16 protein-coding genes are annotated in these 14,547 nt (G+C 71.7%); all 16 read right to left on the bottom strand.

The features are described 5' to 3' along the window. Positions 1–93 precede the first annotated feature (93 nt). On the bottom strand, positions 94–597 hold the full coding sequence (locus AB1207_RS12600; protein WP_367638722.1) for a flagellar basal body-associated FliL family protein: 504 nt from the start codon (positions 595–597) through the stop codon (positions 94–96). A 49-nt stretch (positions 598–646) separates the two neighbouring features. Next, entirely contained in the window at positions 647–1,666 is a 1,020-nt protein-coding gene (locus AB1207_RS12595; protein ID WP_367638721.1) for an OmpA/MotB family protein, read from the bottom strand. After that, positions 1,666–2,439: a motility protein A gene (locus AB1207_RS12590; RefSeq protein ID WP_367638720.1), complete on the bottom strand. Its 774-nt coding sequence runs from the start codon at positions 2,437–2,439 to the stop codon at positions 1,666–1,668. Before AB1207_RS12590 ends, AB1207_RS12595 begins: the two co-directional genes overlap by 1 nt. 3 nt (positions 2,440–2,442) lie before the next feature. Continuing rightward, a complete protein-coding gene (locus tag AB1207_RS12585; RefSeq protein WP_367638719.1) occupies positions 2,443–2,769 on the bottom strand; it encodes a flagellar FlbD family protein in 327 nt (108 codons plus the stop codon). A 227-nt stretch (positions 2,770–2,996) separates the two neighbouring features. Beyond that, a complete protein-coding gene (locus tag AB1207_RS12580) occupies positions 2,997–4,262 on the bottom strand; it encodes a flagellar hook protein FlgE (protein ID WP_367638910.1) in 1,266 nt (421 codons plus the stop codon). 53 nt (positions 4,263–4,315) lie between these two features. Continuing rightward, on the bottom strand, positions 4,316–4,933 hold the full coding sequence (locus AB1207_RS12575; RefSeq protein WP_367638718.1) for a flagellar hook capping FlgD N-terminal domain-containing protein: 618 nt from the start codon (positions 4,931–4,933) through the stop codon (positions 4,316–4,318). Between the two features lie 90 nt (positions 4,934–5,023). After that, positions 5,024–6,958, bottom strand: coding sequence for a flagellar hook-length control protein FliK (gene fliK, locus AB1207_RS12570; RefSeq protein WP_367638717.1), 1,935 nt, complete (start codon positions 6,956–6,958; stop codon positions 5,024–5,026). Further along, positions 6,955–8,055, bottom strand: a complete 1,101-nt coding sequence (locus AB1207_RS12565; protein ID WP_367638716.1) for an NlpC/P60 family protein — start codon at positions 8,053–8,055, stop codon at positions 6,955–6,957. The genes fliK and AB1207_RS12565 overlap by 4 nt, the downstream gene beginning before the upstream one ends. Next, the gene (locus AB1207_RS12560; RefSeq protein WP_367638715.1) at positions 8,052–8,504 is read right to left on the bottom strand and encodes a flagellar FliJ family protein; all 453 of its coding nucleotides are present in this window, start codon (positions 8,502–8,504) and stop codon (positions 8,052–8,054) included. Before AB1207_RS12560 ends, AB1207_RS12565 begins: the two co-directional genes overlap by 4 nt. Further along, positions 8,501–9,829: a FliI/YscN family ATPase gene (locus AB1207_RS12555; RefSeq protein WP_437178934.1), complete on the bottom strand. Its 1,329-nt coding sequence runs from the start codon at positions 9,827–9,829 to the stop codon at positions 8,501–8,503. Before AB1207_RS12555 ends, AB1207_RS12560 begins: the two co-directional genes overlap by 4 nt. A 44-nt stretch (positions 9,830–9,873) precedes the next feature. Beyond that, positions 9,874–10,638: a FliH/SctL family protein gene (locus tag AB1207_RS12550; protein ID WP_367638714.1), complete on the bottom strand. Its 765-nt coding sequence runs from the start codon at positions 10,636–10,638 to the stop codon at positions 9,874–9,876. Continuing rightward, positions 10,622–11,647, bottom strand: coding sequence for a flagellar motor switch protein FliG (gene fliG, locus AB1207_RS12545; RefSeq protein WP_367638713.1), 1,026 nt, complete (start codon positions 11,645–11,647; stop codon positions 10,622–10,624). The genes AB1207_RS12550 and fliG overlap by 17 nt, the downstream gene beginning before the upstream one ends. 3 nt (positions 11,648–11,650) lie before the next feature. Continuing rightward, positions 11,651–13,276, bottom strand: a complete 1,626-nt coding sequence (gene fliF, locus AB1207_RS12540) for a flagellar basal-body MS-ring/collar protein FliF (RefSeq protein ID WP_367638712.1) — start codon at positions 13,274–13,276, stop codon at positions 11,651–11,653. After that, the gene (fliE, locus tag AB1207_RS12535) at positions 13,276–13,623 is read right to left on the bottom strand and encodes a flagellar hook-basal body complex protein FliE (protein ID WP_496204300.1); all 348 of its coding nucleotides are present in this window, start codon (positions 13,621–13,623) and stop codon (positions 13,276–13,278) included. Before fliE ends, fliF begins: the two co-directional genes overlap by 1 nt. 107 nt (positions 13,624–13,730) lie before the next feature. Further along, complete coding sequence (gene flgC / locus AB1207_RS12530) at positions 13,731–14,126, bottom strand: flagellar basal body rod protein FlgC (RefSeq protein ID WP_367638710.1); 396 nt, start codon at positions 14,124–14,126, stop codon at positions 13,731–13,733. 62 nt (positions 14,127–14,188) lie between these two features. Further along, complete coding sequence (locus tag AB1207_RS12525) at positions 14,189–14,539, bottom strand: flagellar basal body rod protein FlgB (RefSeq protein ID WP_367638709.1); 351 nt, start codon at positions 14,537–14,539, stop codon at positions 14,189–14,191. Positions 14,540–14,547 lie beyond the last annotated feature (8 nt).

Below are 14,547 nucleotides of genomic sequence, written 5' to 3'. Positions count from 1 at the left end.
CGCTTGACCCGCCCCGCCGAGCCCGGCGCGGGACGACGAAGGACCCCGGACGGGTCGTCCGGGGTCCTTCGGGGTCGCTGCGTCAGCGAGGGGTCACTGCATGACGAAGGAGGTCAGGTAGATGCCCATGACCCCCGGCGTCTTCTCCCCCTCGACCTCGGTCGTGTAGGCCTCGATGACCTTCTTCTGCAGCTCGTCCTTGAACGTGTTGCGCTGCTCGGAGTTCTCCAGGTCGGTCATCGACAGGTTGGAGTACTGGTTGATGATGATGTCGTACGCCTTGGACCCGTCGAGGGTGTCCTTGCTGCCGTGGCCCTCGCCGCCGGCGGCCGCGACGCCCTGCAGGGCGACGCCGATCTTGAGGTAGTGCCCGTCGGCGAGGTTGACGCTGATGGGGTCCAGCGCGGTGACCGTCCCGGGCGTCAGGGTCGGCGTGGGCGTCGCCTCCGCCGCCGAGGCCTTGTCGCCCTTGGTCATCATGAACACGCCGGCACCGGTGCCGCCGGCGAGCAGGACGGCCGCGGCCGCACCGATGACGATGAGCTTCTTCGCGCCGCCGGGCTTGGCCTCGCCGTCGCCCTTGTCCTTCTTGGCCACGTCGGCCTCCTTCGGGTCTGCTGAGTCTCGGATCTGCGTCTGGGGTCGGTCAGCCCGCCGCGACGGGCGCGGACAGGTCCGGCTTGATGCCGGCGGAGATGTCGGCCGCGGTCTCCCCGCTGGTGGCGGGGCCCGTCGGCACGGTGTCGGTCGTGCCCGTCAGTTCCTTCGGGCCGTCACCGGTGGCGGTCTGCTGCGCGACCTCCGGCAGCAGGGCCTTCACGGCGTCCGAGCTCGGGGAGGCCACGACCAGGTCCACGCGGCGGTTGCCGGTGGTGGCGCGGTCGTCGGTGTCCGGGTAGAGCGGACGGGAGTCGGCGTACCCGGTGCCGGACAGCCGGTTCGAGGCCATGCCGGCCGCGGCGAAGCGCTGCACCACGGTCATGGCGCGGGCCGCGGACAGGTCCCAGTTGTCCCGGTAGCGGCTGCTGCCGGACAGGGGCAGGGAGTTCGTGTGGCCCTGCACCGCGATGTCGTTGGGCAGCTGGGCCAGGATCGGGGCGATGGTGTCCAGGACCTCGCGGCCCTTGGTCTCCACGTCCGCGCTGGCGTTGGCGAAGAACACGTTGTCCGCCACCAGGCCCACGACGAGCCCGTCGGAGGTGATCCGGTAGGTGACCTGGTCCTGGTCGTCCTTGGCCGTGAGCGCGTCGTTCAGCTGCTTGGCGATGGCGCGGTAGTCCGAGACCTCCTCCTTGGCGGCGTTGAGGTCCTGCTGCTGCTGCTGCGTCTGCGCGCGCTGCAGGACCTTGCGGTCCTCACTGGAGATGCTCTGCTGCAGCGGCTGTCCCGTGGAGTTCGGGCTGATGTCGATCGGCATGTCGCCGTTCACGGCCTCCAGGACGCCGGCGCTGCCGGAGACGGCCTGGTTGGAGTTGGCCGTGCCCTTGGTCAGGCCGTCCTTGAACTGCGCGAACTTCAGCTGGTCGATCTGGCTGAGGGCGAACAGGACGATGAACAGCGCCATGAGCACCGTCAGCATGTCGGCGTAGGAGACCAGCCACCGTTCGTGGTTGACGTGCTCCTCGTGCTCCTCGTGCTTGTGACGCCGCTTGTGCGCTGCGGACATCAGGCCGCCTTCTTGTCCGGAACCGCGGTGCCCGGGGGCAGCAGGCTCTCGAGCTTCTTCGCCACCGAGCGCGGGTTGGAGCCGGCCTGGATCGCGAGGATGCCCTCGACGACCAGCTCCATCTGCGCGGTCTCCAGACCGGAGAGGCGGTTCAGGCGGGTCTGCACGGGCAGGAAGAAGACGTTGGCGCTGGCCACACCCCACAGGGTCGCGACGAACGCCGAGGCGATCATCGGGCCGAGCGACCCGGCGTCGGACAGGTTCTGCAGCACGACGGTGAGGGAGATGACCGTCCCGACGATGCCGACCGAGGGGGCGTAACCGCCCAGGTCGCCCCAGAACTTGGCGACCTGCTTGTCGTTGGCCTTCTTGGCCTGGATCTGCGCCGAGAGGATCTCGTAGAGCTCGTCGGGGTCGGTGCCGTCGATGGCGGTCTGCAGGCCGTCGCGCAGGAACTCGTCGTCGACCTCCTTGATGGCGTCCTCGAGGGCCAGCAGGCCCTCGCGGCGTGCGCGCTCGGCCATCTTGACGATGACGGCGACGGTCTCGCCGGAGTTCTTCGGCTTGCCCAGGAAGGCCTTCTGCAGGGCCTTCAGGGAGGCGATGCCGTCCTTGAGGGTGCCACCCATGAGGCCGACGCCGAGCGAGCCGATGAAGACCAGGACGAGCGGACCGGGCAGCAGGATGTCGGTGGGGCTACCGCCCTCGTGGTTCTGCGTCCAGAGGATGGCGGCCGCGGCGATGATCAGACCGCCGATGGTTGCGAAGTCCATGGCTCACGGCCTCCTGCGGTGCAGCGGGACCGGGGCCGGCAGGTCGCCGTCCGCACCGCTGGGGTGGTCACTGGTCTGGTCGTTCTGGCCCGTGTGGGTCGGCAGCTCGAGGACGTGCGCCGTCCCCGTCTCCTCCAGGGAGTGCGCGGTCGCGACGACCCGCGCGCGGAAGGCCATCACGCGCTCGACGAGCTCGGTCAGGGGCTCGGTGACGACGAACTTCGCACCGTCGACCAGGGTGATGACCGTGTCGGGGGTCGAGTCGACGCGCTGGATCAGATCGGGGTTCACAGCGAACACCGACCCGTTGAGGCGAGTCACGAGGATCACGTGGGGTCCGTCCTTGGCGGTGGAGGCGGGGTGCGCCCGTCCGTGGGCTGGGTGGTTCCACCCTGTCCATCGGCGTGCGGTCTGTGGACCTGAGAGGGGCTTGCACGGTGCACCCGTTCGTGCTAACGCCGCGCCGGCAGTCACTCTCCGTCGTCGCCGGCACGTGGTGCCGGACAAGCGAACACCCTCCCGGAAGGGCTTCCGGGAGGGTGTTCGGTCGGTCAGGGTCAGCGCTTGAGGTTGACCAGGTCCTGCAGGATCTCGTCGGAGGCCGTGATGACCTTCGAGTTCGCCTGGAAGCCGCGCTGGGCGAGGATCAGGTTGGTGAACTCGGCGGAGAGGTCGACGTTCGACATCTCCAGCGAGCCGGCGAGGAGGCCACCACGGCCGGCCTGGCCGGCGATGCCGTAGACGGGGTTCCCCGAGTTCGTCGACACGCTGTAGAGGGAGTTGCCCTCCTTGCGGAGCCCGGCAGCATTGTTGAAGGACGCGATCGCGACCTGGCCCAGTGTCTGCTTGTACCCGTTGGAGTACGAACCGGTGATGACGCCGTCCGTGCCGAAGGAGTAGCTCGTCAGGGTGCCGATGGGGGCACCGTTCTGAGCAGTCTGAATGCTGCTCTTGCCACTGGTGCCCACGTACCCGGACAGACCATCGACGTTGACAGCGGCGCTGTTGCCCGTGCCGAAAGGAACCGCCAGCGTGCCCGTGACCTTGGCCTTCTGGCCGTCCTTGTAGACGGTGCCGTCGGTGTCGGTCCAGCTGCTGTAGTCCAACGTCACACCGGCCAACGTCTGGAAGCTCGCATCATCGGTGCCAGTGGTGGAATATGCGACGTTCCACACGTTGCTCGGCGTGGTGGACGTCGACGTGTTGGTGAACCGCACGTAGACCTGGGTCGCGACACCCTGCTCGTCGTACGCAGTGAAGGAAGTCGTCACCTTCTGCGCACCAGTACCCGCACTGAACGTGCGGTCAAGGTTCCCCGTCACCTTGGCGGTCTTCGTCTCCTGCGCCGGCATGACGGTGTCGGAGGGAATGACCAGCTTGGAGATCTGGCCGTTGGTGTTGACATTGCCGTTCCCATCCGGCTTCCAGCCCATGACGTACGCACCGTCGTTGGTCACGATCGATCCCTGAGCGTCAAGCGTGAAGGACCCGTTTCGGGTGTAGAACACGCCGTCGCCCTGCTGGACGGCGAACATCCCGTCGCCCTGCAGCATCAGGTCGGTGGACTTGCCCGTGGCCTGCGCGGAACCCTGCGACATGTTCTGCGTGATGGCCTGGACGCGGACACCGAGGCCGACCTGGGAGGGGTTCGTCCCGCCGTTGGCGTCGGTGGGGGCGCCGGCGGCCTTGGTGAGCTGCGAGAGCGTGTCGGCGAAGACGACGCCGGAGCTCTTGAAGCCGGCGGTGTTGACGTTGGCGATGTTGTTGCCGACGACGTCCATCATCGTCTGGTGCGAACGGAGACCGCTGACACCGGAGAACATGGAGCGGAGCATGCTTCAGACCTTTCGAGGGGGCTGACGGGGAACTGGAGGGGTCAGGCGGACTGCGTCGAACCCGTGGTGGGGTTCGTGGTGGAGCCCGCGGCAGGGGTGCCCGAGGTGCTCGAGGCGGGAGTCGTAGCCGTGGTGCCGGCGGTGGTGGTGGTGCCCGCCGCCGTGCCCGCGGCGTTGACGCCGGCGATCTTGGAGAGGACGACGCTGACGCCGTCGACGTTCAGGACCGGCTCGCCGTTCGTGCCACCGGCCGACCCCTGGACGAACGACACCGACCGGACCTCGCCGGTCTTCGTGGTCCCGTCCTCGCCGGTGTAGGACACCGTCTGGCCGACGAGGGCGCTGGCCTGCAGCTTGTTCTGCGCCGCGACCATCGTCGTCGACTGCTTGGCGACGTCCTGCATGGCCTCCAGCGCGGAGAACTGCGCGGTCTGCGCCATGAACTGCGTCGTGTCGGCCGGCTTGGACGGGTCCTGGTAGCGCAGCTGGGCGACCAGGAGCTTGAGGAACATGTCCTTGTCGTCCTTGGTCTTCTGCTGCGCCACCGCGGAGGTGTCCGTCTTGCCGGCGTTCTTCGCCGCGGTGGTCTGCGTGAGCAGGTCGGAGTTGGCGATCAGGCCGGCGTACGGGTTCGCCCCGCTGGCCGCGTCGATGGTCATGCCTCTTCTTTCGGACGAACGGGTGACGGTCTGTAGCCCGGGCGGGGCATTCTCAGCACCTGTTCAGGTGCATCCGGTGCCTGGAACGGTTCAGACGCTCAGGTCGACACGACCGGCGGCCACGGCGGCGGCCTCGCGGGCGCTGCGGCGCTCGGCGGCGGCCGCGGAGAACGCCGACCGGGCGCTCGCGCCGGCCTCGGCGGCGGCCGAGCGCGGCCCGGACCCCTGCTGCCCGGAGGAGGACCCCTGCTGACCGCCGAACTGTGCGTCGGCCGAGCGACCCTGCTGGGAGGAGCCGGAGTCGGCGCGGACGTCGACCGTGGTCTGCGTCCAGCTGCCGGTCGACAGTTCGCGCTGCAGATCGCCCACGGCGGCCTTCAACGCGTGGCGGGCGGCCTCGGAGGCCCCGGCGAGGGAGACGTGCAGCGCTCCTCCGCTCACCTCGGCGGTCACCTTCACCGGGCCGAGGCCCTGCGGGTTCACCTCGACCGACATGCGGTGCACGGCGTCGGCCGCGGGCAGGTCCTCCAGGCGCCCGGCGACGCCCTGGGCGAACGCGGCGGGGTTGGCCAGGGGCAGTGGGACCGGCGGCGTCGACGCCTGGGCGCCCGCCGGCGCGGTCACCGTCCCGGTACCGGTCACGGACGGGACGGCCGTCGGCAGCAGACCCGCGGGCACCCCCGCGTCGTCGGCCACCGCGGCCGGGACCGGCTGCGCCGCAGCGGTCACGGGCGGGGCGATCGGCTGGGTGACGGCCGGGCTGCCGGCCAGGACGACCGGCGCGGTCTGCACGGGGGCCTCCCCCGCGGCGGCGCGCGGTGCGGTGGGCACCTGCGGGGCCGGGGCGGGCTGCTGCCCCGCCCGATCCTGCTGCTGACCGGCACCCGCACCGTCACCGGCGCCCTGGCCGGCCTGACCCGCGGCCGGTGCCACCGGGACGCCCGGGGCCGGGGCGGTGTCGGCGGTCGGAGCCTGGGCCTGGGACGTCGTGGACGCAGCAGCCGGCACCGGCGTGGCGGCCTGGGCCACCGGCGTCGCGGTCGTGGCGGTGGCGGCGGGCGTGACGTCCACCGGGGCCTGGGACGGCTCGGTGGGACGCACGTGCTGGGGCAGACCCGTCACGGCCGTCTGGACCGCAGCGGCGGGCGCACCGGAGCCGGCAGCGGGAGTCGTCGTGACGCCGGCGCCTGCGAGCGCCGTGGCGACAGCGTCGGCGGGTGCGTCGGCGGGGGTCGCGGCCACGGGCGTGGCCTGGGTGCCGGGGGTGCCGGGGGTGCCCGGGGTGCCCTGCGGGGCCTGCGAGGTCTGCGGGGTCTGGGCGGCGGGCGTGCTCCCAGCGGTGCTCGCAGCAGCGGGGACGCCGTTCGGGGACACCTGAGCCGCCACCGGCGCGCCGGGGACCGTCGACGGTCCGGGGAGCTTGGCCACCGCGGCGGTGGTCGTCGACGTCGCAGCCACGGGGGCGGCGTCGACGAGCGGCTGCGTCGTGGCCACACCCGCCGCGCCGGCAGCACCGGTCACGGGAGTCCCGGCGTTCTCACCGGACAGGCCGGGAGCGGTCTTCGGCGTGAGCGCGGCGCGCAAGGCGGCGGGCAGGCCGAGGAGGGAGGGGTCGACGGGGACGGTCGGCACCGCGGTGACGGTGGCGTCCGCGCTGGTCTCGCCCTCGGCGTCGGTCTCGTCGGCCTCCTCACCCTTCGCGCGGGTGACCGGGCGGGCTTCGTGGCCCTTCTCGGTGCGCTCGGTGGCCTTCGCGGGCCGCGCCTCGGGCCGCTCGGCCGGGCGCTCGTCGTGACGTTCCACCGCCTTCTCGACGGCGCGCTCGGTCGCCGCGGAGGCGTCGGGGCGGTCGTCGCGGACGGGCCGGTCGTCGCGGGTGTCGCGGGAGGGGGTGCGCAGGTCCTGGACGGCCTGGCCCAGGGAGCCGGCGAAGTCGGCCTCGGCCCCGCGGGTGCCGCCGGAGCGGCCGCTCTCGCGGGACGTCACCGGGAAGGGCAGCGTCGTGACGGACAGGTTGGCGCTCACGCGGCACTCCCGAGGTCGGCGGTGATCTTCTTGACGTAGTTCTGGGTCTCGGCGAACGGGGGGACGCCGCCGTACTTCTTCACGTTCCCGGCGCCGGCGTTGTAGGCGGCCAGGGCCAGGGACACGGACCCGAAGGTCTTCAGGTGCCCGGAGAGGTACTTGCCGGCCGCGTCGATGGAGGCGAACGGGTCGGTCGGGTCGATGCCGAGGCTGCGGGCCGTGGCGGGCATGAACTGCATGAGCCCGGTGGCGCCGGCGTGGCTGCGGGCGGTCGGGTCGAAGCCGGACTCCTGCTTGGCGACGGCGCGCAGCAGGCCGGTGGGCAGCCCGTACTTCTGTTCCGCGGCGGTGAAGGCGCTCTCGTACGGGGCTGACTTCGACGTCGCACCAGTCGACAGGGACGCGGGGCGCACGTAGGAGGAGGCGTCGGTGGCCGTCGTGCCCCCGAGGCCGGACAGCAGGGTCGCCGCGACGCCCACGCCCAGGGCTGCGGAGGTGGCGGTGGTGGCCGCGGTGGTGCCGAGGCGGCGGATGGTCATGGGGGTCTCCCAGACCTTGGAGATCTTCACGACGTCGCCCGTCTTCGGCGCGTGCAGCATCTGCCCGTTGCCGACGTAGATGCCGATGTGGTGGCCGTTCTCCAGGACGACGAGGTCGCCGGGACGGGCCTGGTCCAGGGAGGGGACCGCGGTGCCGACGGTGGCCTGCTGCGCCGCGGTGCGGGGCAGGGTCAGGCCGATCTGCTTGCCGGCGTACTGGATGAGGCCGGAGCAGTCGAAGCCGCTCGGCGTGGTGCCGCCCCACTTGTAGGGCACGCCCTTGAACTGGGAGGCGACGTCGAGCAGGCGCTGGCCGGTGCTGCCGCCGCCGAGCGCCGCGTCGTTGAGGACGCGGGTCCCGCGGCTGACGGCGCCCGCCACGCCGGACCCCACGCCGGACCCCGTGCTGGACAGCACGTTCGCGAACTCCCCGGAGGCGGTGGAGGTGGCCTTCGCCAGCGTGGTCGTGGCGAGGGTCTGCCCCGTGGTGCCGGCGAACTGGGCGATGCGGGCCTCGATGTCGGCGATGCGCGACTGGACCTCGGCGATGCCGCTCACTCCTGGCCCCCTTCGAGCTGGGCCCGGCGGCGGGCGCGGGCGGCGAACTCGGCGACCGTGCGGTCGTCGAGGGCCTTCTGGTCGGCGCGCAGCGCGGCCTCCTCCTGGGCGCGTTCGTGGCGTTCCACGACGCGTTCGAGGGAGCGCTCGGCGCGGCGGGCGCGGGCCCAGGCGGCCTGCTTCTCCCCCAGGTCGGACTCGGCGCGCGCGACGAGGGCGCGGGCACCCTCGAGGTCGGCGACGAGAGCGGCGCGGCGGGCGACGGAGGCCGTCCAGGCGGCCATCGTCTCGTCGCTCAGGTGGGCCTCGCCCAGTTCGTGCCGGACGCGGGCGGCCCGCTTGTTCTCGTTGCGCAGCACCGCGTTCGCGGCGGCGACGTCGATCTTGATCTGGTCGGCCTGGACCTTGCGCAGCTTCAGCAGCGCCATGATCGCCCGGGTGGCACTCACAGTCGTCCTCCGAAGCTCGCGACCAGCTGCTGGAGCTGGGCCCACGCCTGGGCGGGCGGGGTGATGTCGTGGATGTCCTGGCGCAGGAAGGCGTTGATCGCCGGCAGGTGCGCGACGGCCGCGTCGACCTCGGGGTTGGCGCCGGGCTGGTAGGCGCCGACGTCGATGAGCTCCTTGGCCTCGCGGTGGGCGGCCAGGACGCGGCGCAGGGCGGTGGCGGCGGCCTTCTGGTCCGGTCCGGTGACGCGGCCGGCGACGCGGGAGACCGAGTCGAGGACGTCGATGGTCGGGAAGTGCCCCGCGGTGGCGAGCCGGCGGTCCAGGACGACGTGGCCGTCGAGGATGGAGCGGGCGGCGTCGGCGATGGGCTCGTTGTGGTCGTCACCGTCGACCAGCACCGTGTAGATGCCGGTGATGGAGCCGGTGACGCCGGGCCCGGCGCGCTCGAGCAGGCGGGGCATGAGGGCGAAGACGCTCGGCGGGTAGCCGCGGGTGGCGGGGGGTTCGCCGACGGACAGGCCGATCTCGCGCTGGGCCATGGACACGCGGGTGAGGGAGTCCATCATGAGCACCGCGTCGGCGCCCAGGTCGCGGAAGGACTCGGCGATCGCGGTGGCGGTCAGCGCGGCACGCAGGCGCAGCACGGGGGCCTCGTCGGAGGTGGCGACGACGACGACGGAACGGGCCAGCCCCTCGGCGCCCAGGTCGTCCTCGATGAACTCGCGGACCTCTCGGCCACGTTCACCGATGAGGGCGAGCACGGAGACGTCGGCGGAGGTGCCGCGGGCGATCATCGACAGCAGCGAGGACTTCCCGACGCCGGAGCCGGCGAAGATGCCGAAGCGCTGGCCGCGACCGGCCGGGACGAGGGTGTCCAGAGCGCGGACGCCGAGACCGAGGGGGGCGTCGACGCGGCCGCGGGACAGCGCCGGCGGGGGGCTGGCGTGCAGGGCGGCGCGGGGTGCGGAGACCAGCGGCGGGCCGCCGTCGAGGGGGTTGCCCATCGCGTCGACGACCCGGCCCAGCAGGGCGGGGCCGACGGGGACGTCGGAGGGGCGGCCGGTCGCGACGACCGGGGCGCCGGCGGCCAGGCCGGTGAGGTGGCCCAGCGGCAGGCAGCGCAGGCGCGACCCCTCCGCGGCGACGACCTCGGCGGGGATGCACGCGGCCGTGCCGGGCTCGCCCAGCAGGAGCGTCTCCCCCACGGCGGCACGCAGGCCGGAGACCTCGACGGACAGGCCGACGATGGCGCTGACCCGCCCGCGCAGCTGCGGGCGGGCCGCGACGGCGGCGCGGGCGACCTGGGGGGCCAGGACCTCCCGCACCTGCGCCGCGAGGCGCTGTGACACGACGCCCGAGACCAGCGCGCTCACGCGAGCGCTCCGGTCTCGCCCTCTCCGACGAGGGCAGCCAGGGCCCGGGCGACGCTGGCCCGCAGGCCGGCGTCCACCTCGGTGTCCCCCTGGCGGGCGAACGCGTCACCCGGGTGCACGGTGGGATCGGGGAGGAAGCTCACGAGTTCTGCATCGGACGTCGCGTGCCGACCCTTGAGGGCGTCACCCGTCAGGGCGCTCAAGTCGACCGGGTTCACACGGACCGTGACGGGCTTCTCGGCGTCCAGGGGCGCCAGGGCGCGCCGGACGGCCTCCCCCACGGGGGAGTCCATGAGCTGGACCTCACGGTCCAGGACGGCCCCGGCCAGTTCCAGGGCCAGTTCCAGGACGGTGTCGGCCAGGGCACCGATGGCGGGTTCGCGTTCGGCGCGCAGGGCGTCGCCCGCGGCCAGCAGCGCCTCCTCGGCGCGACCGCGCGCGGCGCGGCGCTCGTCGCGGTCCAGCCGGGCGGCCGTGTGGGCGGCCTCCCGCTGGGCTTCGAGCTCGGCCTCGGCGCGCACGGCGGCCTGGCGCATGCCGGTGGCCCAGCCGGCGGCGTAGCCCTCGGTGCGGGCCTGCTCGCGCAGCTGCACCATCTCGGCGGAGTCCTCGCGCTGGGCGAGGTCGAGGCCGACGAACCCCCGCGGTGACGTGCTCGTCGCCGCGGGGACGGCGACGAACACGCGCGGTTCGCGGGTCGTGGTGGGCCGGGTGTCGGCCGCCTGGAAGGCGTTGCGCCCCAGGCTAGGAGACGAAGTCATCGTCACCACCGCGGGTCAGCACGATCTGGCCGGACTCCTCGAGCTGGCGGATGATCGCGACGACCTTCTGCTGGGACTCCTCGACCGCGGACATGCGGACCGGGCCCATGAGCTCGATCTCGTCGAGCAGGTTCTCGCGGGCACGTTCGGAGACGTTCTTGAGGATCTTGTCCCGGACCGTCTCGGTGACGCCCTTGAGGGCCGTGGCCAGGTCGGCCGTCTCGACCCCGCGCAGGACGAGCTGGATCGCGCGGTCGTCGAGGGTGGTGATGTCCTCGAAGACGAACATGAGCCCGCGGATCTCCTCGGCCAGCGCGGCGTTCTTGGCCGCCAGGCCCTCGAGGATGGAGCGCTCGGTGCCGCGGTCGGCACGGTTGATGATGTCGACCAGGGGCTGGACGCCGCCGACGGCGGTGTTCGTCTTGGCCTGCAGCACCGTGGAGGTGCGGCGCTGGACGACGTCCTCGACGAGGCGGACGTACTCGGAGCTGGTCGCCTCCATCGTGGCGATGCGCAGCGCGATGTCGGCCTGCATGTCGGCCGTCAGCCCGCCGAGGATCATCGACGCCTGGTCCGGACGCAGGTGCGCCACGACCAGGGCGATGGTCTGCGGGTGCTCCCCCGTCAGGAACGTGAGGATCTGCTGCGGGTCGGCCTGGTGCAGGAACTGGAAGGGCTGCACGATCGCGGCCTCGGCCACCCGGCCGAGCACCTCGGCGGCGCCCTCGGCGCCCAGCGCCCCCTCCAGGAGGGACTGGGCGTAGTCCAGGCCACCGAGCCCGCCGCGCAGCGGCGAGGCAATCAGCCCGTGGAACTCCTCCAGGACCACGCCGGCCACCTCGGGGGTGACCGAGCGCAGCCGCAGGATCTCGGCGGTCAGCTCCTCGATCTCCGCGGGCCGCAGGTGACCCAGCACCTTGGCGGCGTTCTCCTGACCGACCTGCAGCAGCAGGACGGCGGCCTTCTGCGCCCCTGTCAGGGGCGCGACCTCGAGCTCGGTGGACGGCACGGCTCAGGACCTCCGATCGGCGAGCCAGCCGCGGAGCAGTTCCGCGACTTCCTCGGGCTGGCGGGAGACGAGTTCGACGACCTCGGTGCGGCGGGCGGCCGCGGCCTCCAGGGCCGGGTCCACCGGTGCTGCTTCGAGCGCAACGTGCTTCTCGACCGCAGGGGCGATCTCCTTGAGCCCGGCCGGCGGCCCGGTGATGTCACCGAGCTGCAGGGGGTCGACGTCCAGGACGTCGACCGTCTCCACCTTGCGGCGGCGGAAGGCCACGAGGATCACGATGAGCATGATCAGGACGAGCAGGGCCAGGGCACCGGTCTTGGCGTACCCGATGAGGGTGTCCTGCTGCTCGGCCTTGTCGGCCTCGGCGAGCTGCTTGGCCGCGTCGGTCGAGGCGGAGTCGTCGAACGCGGTCTTGACGACCGACACCGTGTCGTTGCGGGTGGCGTCGATGCCGGCGGCCTGGTTGACGATCTGCGTGACCTGGTTGATGTCCGCAGCCCCCGCAGCACCCTTGGCGCCGGCGTTCAGCACGACCGAGACGGTCTGCTTGACGACCTTGCCGGGGGCCTGCTTGATGACGGTCTTCGTCTTGTCGACCGAGGGGTTGGAGCTCTCCGACGTCTTGGAGTAGCCCCCGTTGCCACCGGTGCCCGTGGTGCCACCGGGGACGGCGATGTTGTCGGGACCCAGGACGCCCGTGGCCGCACCGGTGCCGGTGGTGCCGTTGTACGTCTCGGTGGTCTTCTGCTGCGCCAGGGGGTCGATCTTCTCCGGCTGCGTGTAGGTCTCGGACTCGACGGTCTTGTCGTCGAAGTCCAGCGAGGCCTTCACGGTCGCCTTGACGTTGCCCTTGCCGTAGATGCCCTCGAGGTAGCTCTGCAGTTCCGAGGACGCGCTGGCGTTGTAGTCGCTCGTCTTCTCGTTCTGCGCGCTGGACCCGGTGCCGTCGGTCGAGAGGGTGTTGCCCTTGTCGTCGACGACGGAGACGTTCTTGGGGTCCATGCCCGGCACGCCGCCGGAGACGAGGTTGACGATCGCGGTGACGTTGTCGTTGGACAGCGTCGCGCCCGGCTTGAGCTTGACCAGCACCGAGGCGGTGACCGGGTCCTGCTCGTCGAGGAACACGTCCTTCTGCGGCATCGCGAGGTTGACCACGGCCGAGTCGACGCCGGCGAGGGCCTCGATCGTCTTCGCCAGTTCCTTCTTCAGGTCCTGCTGGTAGGCCTGCTGCTGCACGAACTCCGAGGCGGTGACGCCCTGGGTCGCGAGCAGGCTGCCGGAGCTGGAGTCGGTCTCGGCCGGCAGGCCGGCCCCGGCCATCGCCAGGCGCTCGGAGTCGACCTTGTCGGCGGGGACGGAGATCGTCCCGCCACCGTCGGAGATCGTGTACGGCGTGCCGTCCGCCTTCAGCTTCTCGGTGATCGCGCTGGCGTCCGTCGCCGAGAGGCTGGAGAACAGCGGCGAGTACGACGGCTTGGACGCCCACTGCGAGAACACGACGGCCCCGCCGATGAGCGCGGCCACGACCGCGATGACGACCGCCTTCTGGCCGGTCGAAAACGTCCGGAAACCGGACACGAAGTTCTTGGCGTTCTCGACGATCGCCGCGCTTCCCTTGGCCTTGGCCATCAGACCTGCATCCTCATGATCTCGTTGAAGGCGTCGACGGCCTTGTTGCGGATGGCGACGGTGAGCTGGGTGGCCAGCTGGGCCTCGTTGCTGGCGATCATGTAGTCGTGGACGTTGGTCAGGTCACCCGTGGCGGCCTTGACCGCGAGGTCGTCGGAGGTGGACTGCAGGCCCTGCAGCTTGTCCACTCCCCCGCCGAGCCCCTGCGCCAGCAGCGACGCGAAGTCGGTCCCGGAGGTCCCGTCCACCGAGGTGGAGGCCCCGGTGCCGGCGACGCCGGAGACCGCGGCCGGGTTCACGACCCCCGTGTAGGAGGTGCCGCTGCCCCCGCCGACCGCTCCGGTCATCTGCAGGTTGTCGGTGTCGGCGATGCCCTGCCCGTAGCCGGTGGCCAGGGTGCCGAGCGTGCTGGCGACGTCCCCGACGCCACCGATGGACTCGATGCTCATCCCGGTCACGCCTTCCCGAGCTGCAGGGCGGCCTGGTAGGCCTCCTTGGACCGGTCGATCACGGAGAGGTTCGCCTGGTAGGCGCGCTGGGCCATGATCAGGCTGGTCATCTGCGTGCTCATGTCGATGTCGGGGTACTTCACGTACCCCTGCTCGTCGGCCAGCGGGTTCGACGGGTCGTAGACCAGCTTGCCCTCCGCGCTGCCCGTGACGATGCCGGCGACCTGGGTGCCCTTGCCGTCGGCGGCCTCGGCGGCCACGACGTACTTGGCCTCGTAGGCCGGGTCCGACGTCCGGACGGCGGTGTTGATGTTCGCCAGGTTGTCGCTGACGGCGTCCATCCACTTGCGGTTCACGGTGACGCCGGTACCGGCGATGCCGATCGCGTCGAAGATGCTCATGCGGTGCTCCGGATGTCAGGTCAGGGGACGGGGACCGGTGGACGGGACCAGGGGATCCGTCGTCATTGGCTGCTCATCGCGGTGCGCAGCAACGAGTACTTGGAGTTCAGCGCGCTCAGCACCGTCTGGTAGCTGAGGTTCGTGGAGATGTTCGAGATCGACTCCTCGTCGAGGTTGACGTTGTTGCCGTCCTCGCGGGTCGGCTCCAGCGACTTCTTCGTGGAGATGTCGGCGCTCACGGCCGCGGCGGGGTCGCCGGCGGCGACCGCGCTGGCCAGGGCGTCCTCGAACTGCACCTTGTTGGCCAGGTAGCCCTTGGTGTTGATGTTGGAGATGTTGTCGGCGATGGCCCGCTGCCGCGCCTGCAGACCGTTCAACGCGGTGTGCAGTGCGACGCTGGTGAGATCGGACACGGGGCCAC

The sequence above is a fragment of the Kineococcus endophyticus genome, from assembly GCF_040796495.1.
Lineage (GTDB): Bacteria > Actinomycetota > Actinomycetes > Actinomycetales > Kineococcaceae > Kineococcus > Kineococcus endophyticus.
This window is presented reverse-complemented; position numbering and strand designations above follow the sequence as displayed.